Origin of the sequence: Paractinoplanes abujensis (assembly GCF_014204895.1) — a bacterium.
GTDB lineage: Bacteria > Actinomycetota > Actinomycetes > Mycobacteriales > Micromonosporaceae > Actinoplanes > Actinoplanes abujensis.
The window spans coordinates 8,889,474-8,905,369 of the sequence record NZ_JACHMF010000001.1; the positions used below are offsets into that span (position 1 = coordinate 8,889,474).

Sequence of the window (15,896 nt, forward strand, 5' to 3'; positions counted from 1 at the left end):
GACCCCGCCCTCTCGTTGTCCTTCGGTCAGGCATTTCGGACCGGTCGGGTGCCGTGGCGGGAAGCAGTTCGGTGCACTTCGGTGTCGGGCGTTTTTGTGAGCTTTGTCCTTGTTGGGTGGCAGCATGGGAGCCGAGATGACGGATGACCACGGGCTGGCCGCGATGACAGTGCACGACGAGAACGGCGTCTACCGCTCGGGAATGCGGGAGCGGCGCATTCAGCGCCGCAAACAGCTCGGCGTGGCGGTCGCCGGGCTGGCCGTGTTCGGGGCGGCCGGGCTGTTCGTGGTGCAGGGGATCCAGCTCGCCCAGAACACCGTCGCCCTGGAACCGCCGGTCGTCGTGACCCCGTCGCAGTCGCCGGCACCCTCGTCCGCGCCGGCTCCCTCCCGGACGAAGGCCCGCACCGGGCCGGCCGGCCCCGGCAAACCGAACCGGTCGGGCGCCCGGCAGGAGACGAGCCCCACGCCGACGCCGACGCCGACGCCCACGCCGTCACCCTCGGCGTCCGGCATGGCCGTCGCGGAAGTGATCAACCGGCACGACGAGCCGGCCACCGGTGGGACGATCCGGGTCACGTCGGCCGGCTTCGACCTCACCGGCGAGCCGGAACTCGCGCTCGCGGGCGACGACGGCTGGGCCGTGGGGCGGGCCCGGTGCACCCGGACCGTACGCAACGAACCCGGTGCCCGGCCCCGGGTGGTGCCCTCGACGCTGGTCTGCTGGCGGGTGTCGCCGCGGCGCAGCGTCGTGACGGTCGCGATCACGTCGCAAGGGCGGCCATCGTCGGGAGAGACGGTGGCCGCCCTGGAACGCGAATGGGCCCGGCTGAACTAGGCGATCTTGACGGCCGCGGTCGTCAAGCTGGTGACGGAGCTCGTGGCGGGGAAGACCACCCGGACCGTCGCGCCCGAGGGCAGGCCGGTCACGGTGGTCACACCCGGGGCCGCGGTGAAGCTCTTCACGGTGACCCACTTGTTGTTCTCGTACCGCTGGACCTGACCCGGGCGACCGGCCGGGCCGTTGACCTTGACCGACAGCTTGCGCGCGGCCGGGCTCGACACGGTGGCCGACGAGCGGACCGTGAACGAGGTGACAGCCGAGGTGGTCGCGTTGGACGCGTCGGTCCCCAGCACCTGCAGGCGGACCTGGAAGTGGGCCGTGGCCCTGACCTGGACGGTGAGCTTGCCGTTGGCGTCGGTCGTGAAGCGGGTCCAGCTGATGCTCGACGAGCCGGTGCCGTTGACGCCGATCTGGACGGGCTTGCCGGCCCAGGGGGCGGTGCCCGCCGTGACCGTGTACGTGACCGTGGCCGCGCTGCCGTAGACGACCGAGGTCGACGGGGTCGCGACCTGGACCACCGGGGTGACCTTGGTCTTGCCCGGCGTCGGCGTGGCGGTCGGGCTCTTGCTGGGCGTCGGCGTGGCGGTCGGGCTGTTACTCGGCGTCGGCGTGGCGGTCGGGCTCTTGCTGGGCGTCGGCGTGGCCGTCGGGCTCTTGCTCGGCGCCGTGGGGGCGGTGGTGGTGGGCGGCGTCGTCGTGGCCGGGGCGGTGGTCGGGGCCACGGTGGTCTGGCTCGGGGTGGCCGTCGCGGTCGGGCCGGCCGGTGCGGCCGGGCTCGTCGTGGTCGGCGTGACCGCGGCCAGCGCGGCGGCGGCGTCGATCCGGCCGTAGCCGAAATCGTTGTCGCGACCCTTCGGGCCCAGGTCCACGGCCGAGGTGGTCAGTGCGCTCTCCACCTGGTCGGGGGTCAGCGCGGGCTGGTACGCCACGAGCAGCGCGGCCACGGCGGCCACGTGCGGCGACGCCATCGAGGTGCCGCTCATGGTCGTGTAGCCGGTCCTGCTGCCCAGCGCGGTCGGGTAGGTGCTGAGGATGGCCGAGCCCGGCGCGGCCACGTCGACGTAGCTGCCCGCGTTCGAGTAGCTGGCGATCTTGTCGGCCGAGTCGGTCGCGGCCACGCCGATGACCCCCGCGTCGGCGGCCGGGTAGCTGGTCGGGCTGCCCTTGGCCCGTTCGTTGCCGGCGGCCGCCACCACGACGACACCCTTGCTGCGGGCGTACGAGATGGCGTTGCTGACCGCCGTGACCTTCTCCGACGACCCCAACGACATGTTGATCACGTCGGCGCCGTGGTCGGCGGCCCAGATGATGCCCTCGGCGGTGTCCGACATGTAGCCGGAACCGTTCGCCTTCAGCACCCGCACGGGCATGATCTTGGTGTTGGGCGCGATCGCGCTGACCCCGACACCGTTACCCGTGACGGCCGCGATCGTGCCCGCCACGTGCGTGCCGTGCCCGTTGGGGTCGGTGGTAGCCCCGTCGGTGTTGGCCACGGCGTCGTAACCGGCCACCATGTTGGCCGCCAGGTCGGGGTGGGTGGCCTCCACACCGGTGTCGAGCACGGCCACGGTCACCCCGGCGCCGGTCGAGGTCTTCCAGGCGCCGGCCACGGAGATCTTGCTGAAGTCCCACTGCTGACTGCGGTAGGTGTCGCTGCCGGTGGGCACCTCGCTGGCGGTGGCGACGGCGTCGAGCTCGACCCCGACGGCGCCCTTCGCGGACTGCCCGGCCTTGACGGCCTGCTCGGCGCCCGGCTTGCTGGTAGCCGTGGTCACCTTGACGACGGGCTTACCGTCAGCGCCGACACTGGTCGTGACCACCCGAACCGGCTTCTGCTCGGAGACGGTCGCCGGCAACAACGTGTCGGCCGCCGCGGTCAGGTTGTACGAAGCCGGCTGCCACTCGGTGGCCGCAGTGGTGTTGGCGGGCAGGGCGATGGCGCCTACGCCGGCGATCGCGCCGACAGCAAGAGCGCCAATGGAATAGCGGCGCAGGTGCTTCCTCAAAGTCGTCCTCCCCTAGGTCAGTCGGGGAGTCGAATCGGCCGGGCTTCGGCATCCAGCAGACTTTTGCCCGGTGCAGATCCGTTGCCGCTGGACGCGAAGGGCTCGACTCCGGGGTTTTCGACCTATTTGTCGGGTGACCTGCCAGCATGAAGGTGATCGGGGTTCGCTGTGGCGGGCCGTATCCGAGCCTTCGAGGATCGATAAGCATGAGTGTTTCTGACGACGAGCAGACCGTGTCCAGCGGCGACCGCAACCGCCACCGCAAACTGGCGGTGGCCGGTGCGACCGGCCTGGTCGTGGTGGCGGGGGTGGGCGCTGTTCTCCTGACGAACAGCGACGACACCACGGCCCTGCCCAGGCTGGACGCGGCGCCGCCGATCGTCGTGCCCACCTCGGAACCGACCTCCGCCGCAGCGCCGTCCCTGACGGCGGCGGTGGCGGTTCCGTCGGCGGCGGTCGCCTCGGCTGACTCCGCGTCCAGCAGGACGACGAAGTCCGCGACGCCCACCACGCCCGCCGTCGACCAGGGGACGGTGCGTAAAGAGATCGAGACCGCCCGGGCCAAGGCCGCCCGCGAGGGACACCCTCTGCAGCGGCCGATCACCGCGCCGCCGCCGGCGGTCCTCAAGAATGCCGACTCGCTCGTCGAGGAGACCCGTGACCTGCCCGACGGCGGGACGATGCGGATTGTTTCGGCCCGGTACGACCTGAGCCGGCAGCGCGAGATGCTGCTCGCCGCCGACGAGGGGAAGCCTGCCGGCGGCGCGCGCTGCACCCAGAACATCCGCTTCGCCCAGGGCGCGAAGCCCACGATGCGTCCCAACATGCTGCTCTGCTGGCGCATCACCGAAGACCGCAGCGTGGTCGTGCTCTCCGTCTCGCGAGGTGCCGACCCGGCTCAGACGCGGACCCTCAACGCCCTCGACACCACCTGGGACCGGCTGGGATGAAGGCCGGCGAACTCGTGAAGGAGCTGAGAAACCATGCCCCAGCGGACGTCTGACAAGCCGCGGCGTCGTCGACAGGTGATGGCCGGTACGGCCGGCCTCGTCGTGGTCGGCGTCGGCGCCTTCCTGCTCACCACGAGGCCGGGTGGGTCGCAGGACACAGCCGTCCTGGAGACGGCTACGCCCGCCCCGGCCGTGAGCTCGCCGGATCCGAGGGTCACCGCCGATGCGGTGACGTCACCGACCTCGCCGCCGCCCTCGTCGGCTCCCCCCGTGTCGACGCCGTCGCCGTCAACGGCGGAGCAGAAACAGAAAGCGGTGGAGGGGAAGGCCAAGAAGGACGAAAAGGTGAACGTCAAACGGCCCTTGCCGCAGACGAAGGTCTGGGCAGCCGCATCCGAGCTTAAGCGCAGCGAGACCAAGGTCGGCGCCGACCACATCCGGATCACCTCGGCGGCCCAGGACCTGACCGGCCAGCACGAACTCAGCTGGGTAGCCGGCGAGGCGGACAAGCACGGCGACGTCGAGTGCACCAACCGCATCCGGCTGAGTCAGGGCGCGCCCGTAGTGGTCCGGCCGACCCTGCTGGTCTGCTGGCGCACGAGCGCACGGCAGAGCGTCTTCACGATCTCGACGAACACTGCCGGCCGGCCCTCGTGGAAACTTGCCGCCGATCGCATCGACAAGGAGTGGAAGCGCCTGACCGTCGGCGGGTGAGCTCCGGCGTGCACAACGGGCGGTGGCCCGGAGCTTTCGCTCCGGGCCACCGCTCTTAGTGGTACGTGGGGATCAGTAGTTCGCGACCGTGAATGTGGAGCCGCTGGAGATGTCCGAGACGGTGATGCCGGCCGGGGTGACGGTCGGAGTCAGCGTCGGGTCGTTGGTGGCACCGGTCTTGGTGGCGCCGTTCGACACGACGGTCAGGGTGTAGGTGCCCTCCGGCACGATGGCGTTAGCCGCGGCGCCGGTCGTGCTGGTCAGCTTGCCGGTGGCCAGGTTGAGCTGGCAGATCAGCTCGCTGTCGCTGATGATGACGACACCGGTGCAACGGGCGACCGGGCCGTTCGTGTAGACCGACGTGGTGGTGCCGGCGTTATACGCGCCGTCCACGAGGAAGACCTGCGAATTGGCGTTCGCGGACGCCCCGTTGGGAGCGTCCGTCGCCGCTGTGAAGCTACCAAAGTTCTGGGCGAGGAAGTTCGACCCCAGAACGTCGACGTAGACCGGGTTGGACGAAGTGGCAAGCGTGTTGCTGGCCGTGTTGGGCGAGATCACGATGCCGTTGGAGAACGTGAAGGCGTTCTGCTTGGTCACGGTGCCGGCGGGCGTCGTGACCGCCAGCGCCACCGTGCCCGAGGCGCGGTACGGGGTGACGGCGGTGAAGCTGGTGCTGCTGATCGGCGTGATGTTGGTCAGTGCCACGCCGCCCAGCGTCGCGGAGATCTGCCCGGCCGTGGTCGGGAAGCCCGTACCGGACACCGTGATCGTGCTGCCGCCCAGCGCCGGCCCGGAGGCCGGGGAGACGGCAGTCGAGGCGAGGGTGGCCGGTGCGGCGACCGAGTAGGTGGCCGAGCCGATGATCGGGTCGTTCGCCGTCGAACTGGCGTAGATGCAGACGTTGTATCGCGTCGTCGCCGCCGAGGACGGCGACAGCGGCAGCGGGGGCACGGTGATCGTCGCCTTGTTGTTGGAGATCTTGACCGTGTCGCTGGCGCCGGTCAAGACGTTACCGGCTGTCGCCGTGGTCGGCGTGACGGCGGTCGACTGCGCGGTGGTGTACGTCGACGCGCAGGCAGGGAGCGAGAAGGTGGTGACTGGGGCGGTGACGCCGGTCAGCCACGCCGTCGTCGCCGAAGCAGTGATCGTGACGGCGGGGTTGGGAGTCCCGGACGGACCCGTGGACGAGCTCAAGGTCAGCGGCACGTTGGCCGCGAACGCCGGGCTGATGGTCGCCGCGGTGACGGTCACCGTCGCTGCCGCCGTGGCGAGGCCGGCGCGGACCAGCCGCGACCGGACGCTGGACTGAGTCTTGCTCATGCGATGTCCTCCTGCGGTTCTGGAAAACCGCTTCGGTCAAGTGGGTGAGGCCCATGCAGATCAACATCGCCGGGCCATCTCGCGACGAAGCGTAACTTGCGGTATCTGAGTAATTGCCCAGAGTTACAAAGTTTGTTGGGTCTGACCGTATGGGTCCGGTATGACGGCGTTGCCGGGTACTGCCAACGGCTTTCGCGTTCTCCGCAATTCAGGAGCAAGGCTGTCGTTACGCTGCTGACGGCTGCTCGAGACCCGTCACGTTTGAGGAGGTCGGCCGCCCATGACTTCGCGTACCGCCCGGCTCGCCGGCGGTGGGGTGGCCTTCGTCACCCTCACCGCCCTGATGCTGGCCGCCTCGACGCTTCCCGCCTCCGCCGCTGCGCTGCCTATGACGCTGAGCAGCGTCACCGGCCCCAGTGGCGGTGGCAGCACTGTTCTCGGCTCGGTCACGGCCACTTCGTCCGTGCCGATACCGTTCCCGGCCGGAACGCAACCGACGGTCCAGTTCCAGTACGCCGCCTGCAGCGCCTCGGCCCAGCCGGTCACTCAGATCGCCGGCACCGGCACGACCCTGACCGCGGGCGTGCTGACCGTCGATCCGGCTACGGTCAAGCGGGTCACCACGACGAAGGTCCTGTTCCAGGTGCCGTCCGGCCCGTACCCCGCCCAGGATGCCGACGGTAATCCGAGCACCGTGAATCCCGGCGGGCTGGTCCTGGTCGGCGCGCAGACCTCGGCCAGGTGGAACGTCTGCGTCTATGACAGCGGGTCGACAACCGCGAGCACCTTGTTGGCCACCTCGTCGTACACGGTGGCCGTGCCACCGACGATCACGTCGATCATTCCGGCCAGCAGCCCGGCCGGCGGTGGGCAGCTGATCACGGTTAACGGCACAGGGTTCACGGCGGCGGGCACCACGGTCTCGATCGATGGCGTCGCTCTCACCGATGTCAGGGTCGCGGCGAACGGTCTGAGCCTCAGCGCCACGACGGGGCCGCATGCCGCGGCGAGCGGTCTGGCGCTGACTGTCAGCACGCCGGGCGGACCAGTGAGCAGTCTCAACCCCGACAACGACGACACCACCGCCGATGCGCCGATCCCGTTCGCCTACAGCAACGGCATCGTGATCGCCCCGAACACGGCGGTGTCCGGCTCGGCCGTGACGCTCGATGTCGGTGGCGCTGGGTTCTCGCAGCTCACCTTCGACCAGGGCGGTACGCCGACGAGCGGCCAGGCCCACGTCTTCCTAGTCAAAGACGCGTACGACCCAGCGGCGAACCGGGGGGTCGCGGAGTGTGTCGTCCTCTCGGTGATCAGTGACAACGAGTTGGTGTGCTCCCTCGACCTGTCCGCCGACCAGTTGAACCCGAGCGACAGCTCGACCGTGGCCGGCGTTCCCGTGGCCGAGGGCGCCTACATCGTCACAGTTGTCGCCAGCGGAGACCCGGCCGCCGGGTCCACGGCCAAGCCGACGATCGTGAGCAGTGGCGCGACGTTCACTGTTGGACCCTACTGACCGTAGCGGGGCGGGACCGTTCCCGACCGCGCCGCTTTGTGCTAGGTTCTTCTCATACCGAGAATTACTCGTACTGAGAAGAACTTGGAGCCGGGAATGGACGAGAAGGACTTCCTCGCCGGGTACGACCCGCGGGCCTTTCCGGCGGTTGCCGTCACCACCGACGTGGTGGCGTTGACCATCCGGGCCGAGCGGCTCTGTGTGCTGCTGGTCGAGCGGGGTGAGCAGCCCTTCGCCGGGCGTCGGGCGCTGCCCGGCGGGTTCGTCCGGGGCGAGACGCTCGACGAGGCGGCGCTGCGGGAGCTCGAGGAGGAGACCGGCGTGCACCTCGAGCGGGTGCATCTGGAGCAGCTCAAGACGTACGGGAATCCGGATCGTGACCCCCGGATGCGCGTGTTCTCGGTGGCCTACCTGGCGTTCGCGCCGAGTCTGCCCGAGCCGGAGTCCGGCAGCGACGCGTCCGGGGCCTACTGGGTGCCGGTCACCGAGGCCACCGGCCTGGCCTTCGACCACGACACGATTCTGGCCGACGGGCTCGACCGGGCCCGTTCCAAGATTGAGTACACGCCGCTGGCCACGGCGTTCGCGGGCGACGAGTTCACGATCTCGGAGTTGCGGCAGATCTACGCCGTGGTCTGGGGGGAGGAGCTGCACGCGGGCAACTTCCATCGCAAGGTGCTCTCGGTGCCGGGCTTCGTGGAGAGCACGGGCGAGACGGCGGCCAGGGGCGGGGAGCGGGGCGGGCCCAAGCCCAAGCTCTACCGGGCCGGCGACGCCCGGTTGTTGCATCCGGCGCTGCTGCGGCCCACGCGCGAGGACGACGTGCGATGAGGTTCGCGGAGGCCGTGGCCCGGATCGAGCGGGCCCGCACGTTCGCCGAGCTGGGGGAGACGTACCGGGAGCTCGCGAAAGCCGTGCACCCGGACGCTGTGAGCGAGGCCGAGAGCGCGACCGCCACCCGCGCTTTCGCCACGCTGTCGCGGCTCTACAACGAGCGGGCCCGGGTGGTTGTCACCGGTGACATCGCCGATCTGGTGGTGGACGGGGGCACCCTCAACAAGATCCCGCGCAGCCCGGGCGACAACGACCTGATGGAGGCCGAGGCGGCGGCCCTGACCGGGCTGCACGCGCAGGGCGATCCGAAGTATCGGTTCTATGCGCCGCGGCTGCGGGACAGCTATCTGCACGAGGATCACGAGCGGAAGCGACGCCGGGTCAACACCATCGAGCGGCTGGACGGGTTCGTCGCGCTGAGCGAGCTGAAACGGGCGATAGATCCGCGCGACGCGGCCTGGATGTGGCGGCGGCTGCTGGTCGGGCTGGGCTGGGCCCACCGCGCCGGCGTGATCCACGGGGCGGTGCTCGAGGAGCACGTGCTGATCGATCCCGAGAAGCACGGTCTCGCGCTCGTCGACTGGTGTTACTCGGGCCCGCGGGTCAAGGCGATCGTCGCCCGGCAGCGGGAGGCGTACCCGCCCGAAGTTCTCACGTCCAAGACCGCCGGGCCGGCCACCGACATCTACATGGCCACCGGGCTGATGACCCGGCTGATGCACGACCCGCCCCGGGCGCTGCGGCGGTTCGCCGACGGCTGCCTGTACGACGCGCCGCGGATGCGCCCGCAGGACGCCTGGCGGCTGCTGCACGAGCTCGACGAAACCCTCCACAACCTTTACGGGCCGCGTGAGTTCCGGCCCTTCCAGTTCTAGAAGGAGCAAGTCATGGGAAGCGGACGCTGGTCCACCGATGTCTACACCGCCGCCGACAACTACCGCCGGGCCACCGGGGCGAGCGCCTTCGCCTACAGCGACAGCGGCGCCCGCAAGGCCCACCCGGCCCTCGACCCCAAGGGTGTGACCGAGCGGGAGAGCCGCGACAGCGACGAGCACCCGTTCAGCACCCCGATCGCCGTGTTGTTCGACGTCACCGGTTCGATGGGGGGCGTGCCGCGGGTACTGCAGACCAAGCTGCCGCAGCTGCTGGGCCTGCTCACCCGCAAGGGTTACGCCACCGACCCGCACATCCTGTTCGGTGCGGTCGGCGACGCCACCTGCGACCGGGTGCCGTTGCAGATCGGCCAGTTCGAGTCGGACAACCGGATGGACGAGGACCTCGCCCGCATCGTGCTGGAGGGCGGGGGCGGCGGTCAGATGACCGAGTCGTACGAGCTGGCCATGTACTTCATGGCCCGGCACACCGCGCTCGACTCGTTCGAGAAGCGGGGGCGGCGCGGCTACCTGTTCCTGATCGGCGACGAGATGCCGTACCCGAAGGTCAACCCGCGTGAGGTCGAGAAGTTCCTGGGCGAGCGCACCCAGCCGATCAGCACCGAGGAGCTGGTCGTCGAGCTCCAGCGGACGTTCGACGTCTACTACCTGCTGCCCACCGCGGCCGGTCACGGCGGCAACCGTGACGTGCTGCGGCGGTGGCGCGGGCTGCTCGGACAGAACGTGCTGGAGCTCGACGACCTCGACGCGGTGTGCGAGACGATCGCGCTCACCGTCGGTCTCGGCGAAGGCACCATCGACCTCGACGCCGGGCTGGACGACCTGGTCGAGTCGGGCTCCGCTTTCTCGGCCACCGTCGGCAAGGCCCTGGCGCCGCTGCAGCGTGGGGGCGTGGTGCGGCGGGGGACGCTGCCGATCGGCAACGCGGCGTCGGGGAACGAACGGCTGTGAACGACCACGTCGCGGTGGTCGACCTCGGTTACGGGGACGCCGGCAAGGGGACCGTGGTCGACGCTCTGTGTGCGTACTCGGCCAAACGGGCGGTCCTGCGCTTCAACGGGGGAGCGCAGGCCGCGCACAACGTGGTCACCGAGGACGGCCGGCAGCACACGTTCGCGCAGTTCGGGTCGGGCACGCTGCGTGGTGTCCCGACCCACCTGACCCGGTACGTGGTGGTCGACCCGCTCGCGCTGGCGGCCGAGGCGGCGGCTCTGGGCAACCCGTTCGAGCTGCTCACGGTGGACGGGGACGCTCTGCTCGCCACTCCGTGGCATCGTGCGGCCAACCAGCGGCGGGAACGGGCGCGCGGCGGGGACCGTCACGGTTCGTGCGGCATGGGCGTGGGCGAGACCATGGCGTACGCAGCGAGTCACCCCGGCGCGCCACGAGTGTCGGACACCCTTTCCCGTACGAGGCTCCGGCGTCGGCTGGCCGCGGTGGAGTCCGACCTCGGGCCGGCCGGGGTGCCGCTCGACGACGTCGTGGACGCGTTCCGGGCGTTCGGCCGCACCGTGGCGATCGTCGGCCCCACGTACGGGGAAAGGTTGTTGCGGGAAGGCCCGTGCGTGTTCGAGGGCGCGCAGGGTGTGCTGCTCGACGAGTGGCGCGGCTGGCACCCGCACACCACCTGGTCGACCACGACGTTCGGCAACGTGTCGGAGCTGTGCGGCTCGTTCACCCGGATCGGCGTCGTGCGCACCTACACGACCCGGCACGGGGCCGGGCCGTTCGTGACCGAGGACGCGACGCTCGACCTGCCCGAGGGGCACAACGCGACGGGGGAGTGGCAGGGCGCCTTCCGGGTCGGGCACTTCGACGCGGTCGCCCACCGGTACGCGGTCGAAGTGGCGGGCGGGGTCGACGGGCTGGCCGTCACGCACCTCGACGTCCCGGAGCGCTGCCCGGCCCTGCGGATCTGCGAGTCGTACACGATCGACGGCCGGCCCTGGACCCGGATCGTTCCCGGGCCCCCTCGCGATCTCGGTTACCAGGAGGCGCTCACCGCCCGCCTGCACCAGGCCCGGCCGGGCCCGCTGACCCGCCCCGACGACTGGGCCGCGGCCATCGAGAACCTTCTGTCGGCCCCGGTGGAGATCGAGTCGTACGGGCCCGGATCGGCCGACAAGAAACTTCTGAATCGCATTCCTTAGGTGCGCCTTACCTAATCAAATAAAATCGTGGTGTAGTTTCGGCATTTCCGGGAAATGGTTTATCGTCGACGTGACCGGGTTGCGAAAATGGAGGCGATGACGATGACTCAGATGCTGGAAATGCCCCGCGTGCAGACCTGCACCGTGACGAGCTGTGGCTACAACCACGACGGCTGCACCGCCTTCGCGGTCACTATCGGCAGCGCCATCTCCGCCGAGTGCGACACCTACGTGACCGGTGACAAGGGCGGCACGGGCAAGGCGTTGGCGCAGGTGGGCGCGTGTAAGCGCTCCGACTGTACGCACAACCAGAACCTCGAGTGCAAGGCCCCCGCGATCGTGGTCGGCGAGTCCGGCGACAAGGCCGACTGCATGACGTACGAAAAGGGCTGACCATACGCTCGGTAATGCGCCCGCCGTTGCTCATCGCGACGGCGGGCACATTTATTTAGGCTAGCCTTCGTTTACTGCTCGTTTACAGGTACATACCCGTACTGGGTTCCGGCTTCGGAACCGTCACCGGCTCACTGCCGTTCTTGAGCGCGTACAATTCGGCCAGCGTCGCCCCGTGCGCGGCGATTCCGCGCGAGGCGCCCAGCCATTCGACCGCCTCCGTGTACGGCAGGCGGCCGACCTCGATGCTGGCCAGGCACCGGCCGGGCCGCACGACGGCCGGGTGCAGCGACGCCAAGTCCTCGTTCGTGGTAATCGCGATCAGCGCGTTGCGGCCCTGACCGAGCAGGCCGTCGGTCAGGTTGAGCAGCCGCGACAACGACTGCCCGGCGCTCGCCTTGGCCTCGCCGCTGATCAGCTCGTCGCAGTCCTCCAGCATGAGCAGCCGCCAGCGCGGCTCGTCCTCGTCGTCGCTGCCCAACGCCACGCTCATCAGATAAGCCGGGTCGTTGAACAGCCGCTCCGGGTCGAGCACACAATCGACCTGGCACCACGAGCGCCACTGCTGAGCCAGTGCCCGCAACGCCGTCGTCTTGCCGGTGCCGGGCTCGCCGTGCAGCAGCAGGAGGCGACCGTTGATCGTCTTGCCGTCGAGCTCCATCAGCCGTTCCAGCGTGGCCGCGACCGGGCTGGCGTAGTTGCGCCGGATCGACTCCCACGGCGCGGCGTCGATCTCCCGGGCAGCGCGGCGCGGACCGTGCTGCCCGAAATGCCAGAAGCCGATGGGGACGTTCTCGGGGGAAGGTTCGGGGGCCTGGACGGCGTCCTTCACGGCCGCCTCGAGGATCATGTCGGCCAGTTCGGCGCTGACCGCGGTGACCGTGACCCGGGCCCGGCGGCTCTGCTTCCACCGGTTCACGTGCAACGTCCAGCCGTCGCCCACGGCGAGCAGACCCTGCCCGTCCTCGTCGAGCGCGTCCCGGACCGTGCGCGCGCCCTCAGCGGTCAACGGCGCGTCGGCGCGCACATTTTCCAGATACTTACTGCGCCCGTACGGCTCCCGGCCGGTCACGAAAGCGTCGAGCGCCAGCAGATCCACCACGTCGACCAGGCGGTCGCCGTCATCCACCGCACCGGCCAGCGGCAGGGCGGCCGACACGGGCGCGACCGGCGCCTGCTCGACGTGCCGGCTGCCGAGCCGGTCGACGGACTGGTGGGGAGTACGCATACACCGATGATCGTCCGTCGATGCCCGGATGGCACCCGATTTTCCCTCAGTTCACCCGCGTCCCTCGCCGCTCGGCGGGGGTGTCCGCAGCTCGGTCCGCGCCGCTTGTCGCTGGGCCGTGTCGCCCGTTGCTTGGCTGCTCGGCCGCGCCACCTACTGCTCGGCCGCGTCGCTCGCTGCCCGATCGCGTCGTCTACTGCTCGGCCGCGTCGCTTGCTGTCCGGCCGCGTCGTCTACCGCTCGGCCGCGTCGCTCGCTGCCCGGCCGCGTCCTCTACCGGCGCGTGAGGACGAACACCGGGATGAGCCGCTCGGTTTTCTCCTGGTACGAGGCGTAGTTGGGGAACGCCGCGACGGCGCGCTCCCACCAGACGGCGCGCTCGTCCCCCTCGACCTCGCGGGCCACGTAGTCGTGTTCCTCGGTCCCGTCGCGCAGCTCGACGTGCGGGTTGCTGCGCAGGTTGTAGACCCACACCGGGTTCTTGGGCGCGCCACCAAGTGAGCCGACGGCCGCGTACTCACCTTCGTGCTCGACCCTCATCAGCGGCGTCTTGCGCAGCTTGCCGGTCTTGGCGCCCACGGAGGTCAGCAGCACCACCGGCTTGCCGTGCAGCTCGTTCCCGGCGGTGCCACCGCTTTCCTCGATCTTGTCGGCTTGCTTGCGGGCCCAGTCGGAGGGGCTGGGCGCATATTCTCCAGTCAACGGCACGCCGCCAGCCTATGCCCACGCCCCGCAGCCGCGGCACGACTGAGAGTGTGCCGCTCGCCTCACCGCGCCGCGCCCTCACCGCGCCGCGCCCTCACCGCGCCGCGCCCTCACCGCGCCGCGCCCTCACCGCTCCGCGCCCTCACCGCTCCGCGCCCTCACCGCTCCGCCGACCTCCGCTGCTCCGCCCGCGGCACCACTTCGGCAAGCCGTGCCGCTCCGCCCGCCTCAGCGCGCCGTTCAGCTCGGCGCGCTGCTCATCTCGGGGTGCTGCTCAGCTCAACGGCGCGTTGCTCATCGCGACGCCCATCAGGTGTCTCGGCCACGCTGCTTGTCGCCGGGGGCGGGCCTGCCTCAGCGCAGGCCCACGACCGCCGCGTCGGTGCCGCCGCGCCACAGGACGCCGGCCTCGCTGAAACCGGCCACCCGCAGCGCGTCGACGTGCCACAGCGCCGGCGGCGTCCACTCGTGGCTGTGCCGGGTCTGCGGGTAGATGCGTTCACGCTCGACGGCCCGGGGCGCCAGGAACTCGTCGGCCGCCGCCGCGGCCCACCAGTCGGGCCAGGACGTTGCCGCGCCCGCGGCGTAGCGGGCCTCCCGCTCGGCCCGGCCGTGGTCGCGGAGCCGCTGTGACAGGGTGGGCAGCGATTCCTCGGGCATGTGGTCGGCGTTGACGAAGATGCCGCCGGGCCGCAGCACCTCGCGGACCTCGCCGTAGAGCGCCGCCACCCGCTCGGCCGGCAGCCAGTGCAGCGCCGTCGCGGTCAGCACGGCGTCGAAACCTTCCTCAGGCAGCTTCGCCCGCCACCCCGGGTCGCCCAGGTCGGCGTCGACCACTGTGCCCCGGTCGCGCAGCGACGCCGACGCGATCGCCATGAGCACCGGATCCTGGTCGAGCACGGTGACCCGCGCCCCGGGGAACCGGGCCAGCGTGCGCAGCGAGATCGTGCCCGTGCCGCCGGCCAGGTCGAGCACCCGCGGCGCCGGGCCGTCGGTGGTGGCGGCGACCGCCTCGAGCATCGCGGCGAACCGTTCCTCACGGTCGGGCAGGAACGCCTGCTGTTGCCGGTCCCAGCTTTCCTGCCACACGCGCGGGTTGCTCAAGTAAGCACTCATAGCCTTCACGCTAGTTACCGCGCCTCGCCGTCACAAGGCGCGCTCGGTGGCGAATCGCTCCGCGAACGCCTTCAGGTCGCGGCGTTCGATCGCGGCCGCCATGAGGTCGGGGAACGCGTCCGGCGTACAGGCGAAAGCGGGCACCCCGAGGGCCGCCAAGGCCGCCGCGTTCTCGTGGTCGTAGGCCGGGGCGCCCTCGTCGGAGAGCGCCAGCAGCACCACGACCTGCACGCCGGCCGCGGTCATCTCGGCCACCCGGCGCAGCATCTGATCGCGTACGCCACCCTCGTACAGGTCGCTGATCAGCACGAAAATGCTGTCCCGGGGCCTCGTGATCAACTGCTGGCTGTACGCGATGGCCCGGTTGATGTCGGTGCCCCCGCCCAGCTGCGTGCCGAACAGGACCTCGACCGGGTCCTCGAGCTGCTCGGTCAGGTCGACCACGGCCGTGTCGAAGACGACGAGCGACGTGCGCAGCGACTTCATCGACGCCAGCACGGCCGCGAACACGCCGGAGAACACGACCGACGCCGCCATCGAGCCGGACTGGTCCACGCAGAGCACGACGTCGCGCTGCACGGCGGAGGTGCGCCGCCCGTACCCGATCAGCCGTTCCGGGATGACCGTACGGTGCTCGGCCTGGTAGTGCTTGAGGTTGGCCTGGATCGTGCGGTTCCAGTCGATGTCGGCGTGGCGCGGCCGGTTGATCCGCGCGGCCCGGTTGAGCGCCCCGGTCACCGCGGCCCGGGTCTTCTGCTCGATCCGCTTCTCCAGCTGCTCGACCACCGTCCGTACGACCTGGCGGGCCGCGTCCTTGGTCTGGTCGGGCATCACCCGGTTGAGCGAGAGCAGCGTGCCCACCAGGTGCACGTCCGGTTCGACCGCGCTCAGCATCTCGGGTTCGAGCAGCAGCCGGGTCAGGTCGAGCCGCTCGATCGCGTCCTGCTGCATCACCTGCACAACAGTGCTCGGGAAGTATTCGCGGATGTCGCCCAGCCAGCGGGCCACCTTGGGCGCCGACCCACCCAGCCCCGCGGACCGGCGGCTGCTCCGCTCGCTGTCACCGTCGCCGCCCTGGTCGTAGAGCGCCGACAACGCCGAATCCATCGCACCGTCCCGCCCTTCGGCCTTGCCCAGCGATTCCTCGGCGGGGCCGCCGAGCACCATCCGCCACCGTCGCCGCCGTTCCCGGGCCGCCTCGTCGTCGCTCACGGAACCTGCGACTTC

The 15,896-nt window shown here is 70.4% G+C and carries 15 protein-coding genes; 9 read left to right on the forward strand and 6 right to left on the reverse strand.

All coding sequences use genetic code 11. The features are described from left to right. Positions 1-136: 136 nt before the first annotated feature. A complete protein-coding gene (locus BKA14_RS41000) occupies positions 137-838 on the forward strand; it encodes a hypothetical protein (RefSeq protein WP_184956099.1) in 702 nt (233 codons plus the stop codon). Here the strand turns inward: BKA14_RS41000 and BKA14_RS41005 are convergent. Continuing rightward, entirely contained in the window at positions 835-2,850 is a 2,016-nt protein-coding gene (locus BKA14_RS41005; protein WP_184956100.1) for a S8 family peptidase, read from the reverse strand. The genes BKA14_RS41000 and BKA14_RS41005 overlap by 4 nt on opposite strands. Positions 2,851-3,056: 206 nt before the next feature. Here BKA14_RS41005 and BKA14_RS41010 point away from each other — a divergent pair, with 206 nt between their 5' ends. Both BKA14_RS41010 and BKA14_RS41015 read left to right on the forward strand, forming a co-directional pair. Beyond that, positions 3,057-3,800, forward strand: coding sequence for a hypothetical protein (locus BKA14_RS41010; RefSeq protein WP_184956101.1), 744 nt, complete (start codon positions 3,057-3,059; stop codon positions 3,798-3,800). A 270-nt stretch (positions 3,801-4,070) separates the two neighbouring features. Continuing rightward, positions 4,071-4,514 carry a hypothetical protein gene (locus BKA14_RS41015; RefSeq protein ID WP_184956102.1) on the forward strand — a complete coding sequence of 148 codons (444 nt, stop codon included), beginning with the start codon at positions 4,071-4,073 and terminating at the stop codon, positions 4,512-4,514. A gap of 72 nt (positions 4,515-4,586) precedes the next feature. On the opposite strand, the gene BKA14_RS41020 is transcribed toward BKA14_RS41015, so the two are convergent. Beyond that, a complete protein-coding gene (locus tag BKA14_RS41020) occupies positions 4,587-5,834 on the reverse strand; it encodes an IPT/TIG domain-containing protein (protein WP_184956103.1) in 1,248 nt (415 codons plus the stop codon). 280 nt (positions 5,835-6,114) lie between these two features. Here BKA14_RS41020 and BKA14_RS41025 point away from each other — a divergent pair, with 280 nt between their 5' ends. The 6 genes from BKA14_RS41025 (at position 6,115) to BKA14_RS41050 (ending at position 11,620) form a co-directional block, all read left to right on the forward strand. Further along, the gene (locus BKA14_RS41025; protein WP_184956104.1) at positions 6,115-7,350 is read left to right on the forward strand and encodes an IPT/TIG domain-containing protein; all 1,236 of its coding nucleotides are present in this window, start codon (positions 6,115-6,117) and stop codon (positions 7,348-7,350) included. Positions 7,351-7,446: 96 nt separating this feature from the next. Continuing rightward, positions 7,447-8,181 carry an NUDIX hydrolase gene (locus BKA14_RS41030; protein WP_184956105.1) on the forward strand — a complete coding sequence of 245 codons (735 nt, stop codon included), beginning with the start codon at positions 7,447-7,449 and terminating at the stop codon, positions 8,179-8,181. Next, complete coding sequence (locus tag BKA14_RS41035) at positions 8,178-9,059, forward strand: protein kinase family protein (RefSeq protein WP_184956106.1); 882 nt, start codon at positions 8,178-8,180, stop codon at positions 9,057-9,059. The genes BKA14_RS41030 and BKA14_RS41035 overlap by 4 nt, the downstream gene beginning before the upstream one ends. Before the next feature lie 12 nt (positions 9,060-9,071). Next, positions 9,072-10,028, forward strand: coding sequence for a hypothetical protein (locus BKA14_RS41040; RefSeq protein WP_184956107.1), 957 nt, complete (start codon positions 9,072-9,074; stop codon positions 10,026-10,028). Beyond that, positions 10,025-11,227, forward strand: coding sequence for an adenylosuccinate synthetase (locus BKA14_RS41045; protein WP_184956108.1), 1,203 nt, complete (start codon positions 10,025-10,027; stop codon positions 11,225-11,227). The genes BKA14_RS41040 and BKA14_RS41045 overlap by 4 nt, the downstream gene beginning before the upstream one ends. A 102-nt stretch (positions 11,228-11,329) precedes the next feature. Further along, positions 11,330-11,620, forward strand: a complete 291-nt coding sequence (locus tag BKA14_RS41050; RefSeq protein WP_184957254.1) for a DUF1540 domain-containing protein — start codon at positions 11,330-11,332, stop codon at positions 11,618-11,620. An 82-nt stretch (positions 11,621-11,702) separates the two neighbouring features. Here BKA14_RS41050 and BKA14_RS41055 read toward each other — a convergent pair whose 3' ends face one another. From BKA14_RS41055 to BKA14_RS41070, 4 genes are all read right to left on the reverse strand, one after another. Beyond that, the gene (locus BKA14_RS41055; protein ID WP_184956109.1) at positions 11,703-12,848 is read right to left on the reverse strand and encodes a DUF5925 domain-containing protein; all 1,146 of its coding nucleotides are present in this window, start codon (positions 12,846-12,848) and stop codon (positions 11,703-11,705) included. A 273-nt stretch (positions 12,849-13,121) separates the two neighbouring features. Further along, a complete protein-coding gene (locus BKA14_RS41060) occupies positions 13,122-13,556 on the reverse strand; it encodes a nitroreductase family deazaflavin-dependent oxidoreductase (protein WP_184956110.1) in 435 nt (144 codons plus the stop codon). A gap of 351 nt (positions 13,557-13,907) precedes the next feature. Beyond that, positions 13,908-14,669 carry a class I SAM-dependent methyltransferase gene (locus BKA14_RS41065; RefSeq protein ID WP_184956111.1) on the reverse strand — a complete coding sequence of 254 codons (762 nt, stop codon included), beginning with the start codon at positions 14,667-14,669 and terminating at the stop codon, positions 13,908-13,910. Positions 14,670-14,699: 30 nt separating this feature from the next. Beyond that, positions 14,700-15,881 carry a VWA domain-containing protein gene (locus BKA14_RS41070; RefSeq protein ID WP_184956112.1) on the reverse strand — a complete coding sequence of 394 codons (1,182 nt, stop codon included), beginning with the start codon at positions 15,879-15,881 and terminating at the stop codon, positions 14,700-14,702. Between the last annotated feature and the right edge of the window lie 15 nt (positions 15,882-15,896).

What these genes read in the sequence shown, in the direction of transcription:
- BKA14_RS41000 (WP_184956099.1), top strand. Translation starts at nt 137, where the DNA reads ATGACGGATGACCACGGGCTGGCCGCGATGACAGTGCACGACGAGAAC.
- BKA14_RS41010 (WP_184956101.1), top strand. Translation starts at nt 3,057, where the DNA reads ATGAGTGTTTCTGACGACGAGCAGACCGTGTCCAGCGGCGACCGCAAC.
- BKA14_RS41020 (WP_184956103.1), bottom strand. Translation starts at nt 5,834, where the DNA reads ATGAGCAAGACTCAGTCCAGCGTCCGGTCGCGGCTGGTCCGCGCCGGC.
- BKA14_RS41025 (WP_184956104.1), top strand. Translation starts at nt 6,115, where the DNA reads ATGACTTCGCGTACCGCCCGGCTCGCCGGCGGTGGGGTGGCCTTCGTC.
- BKA14_RS41030 (WP_184956105.1), top strand. Translation starts at nt 7,447, where the DNA reads ATGGACGAGAAGGACTTCCTCGCCGGGTACGACCCGCGGGCCTTTCCG.
- BKA14_RS41035 (WP_184956106.1), top strand. Translation starts at nt 8,178, where the DNA reads ATGAGGTTCGCGGAGGCCGTGGCCCGGATCGAGCGGGCCCGCACGTTC.
- BKA14_RS41040 (WP_184956107.1), top strand. Translation starts at nt 9,072, where the DNA reads ATGGGAAGCGGACGCTGGTCCACCGATGTCTACACCGCCGCCGACAAC.
- BKA14_RS41050 (WP_184957254.1), top strand. Translation starts at nt 11,330, where the DNA reads ATGACTCAGATGCTGGAAATGCCCCGCGTGCAGACCTGCACCGTGACG.
- BKA14_RS41055 (WP_184956109.1), bottom strand. Translation starts at nt 12,848, where the DNA reads ATGCGTACTCCCCACCAGTCCGTCGACCGGCTCGGCAGCCGGCACGTC.
- BKA14_RS41065 (WP_184956111.1), bottom strand. Translation starts at nt 14,669, where the DNA reads ATGAGTGCTTACTTGAGCAACCCGCGCGTGTGGCAGGAAAGCTGGGAC.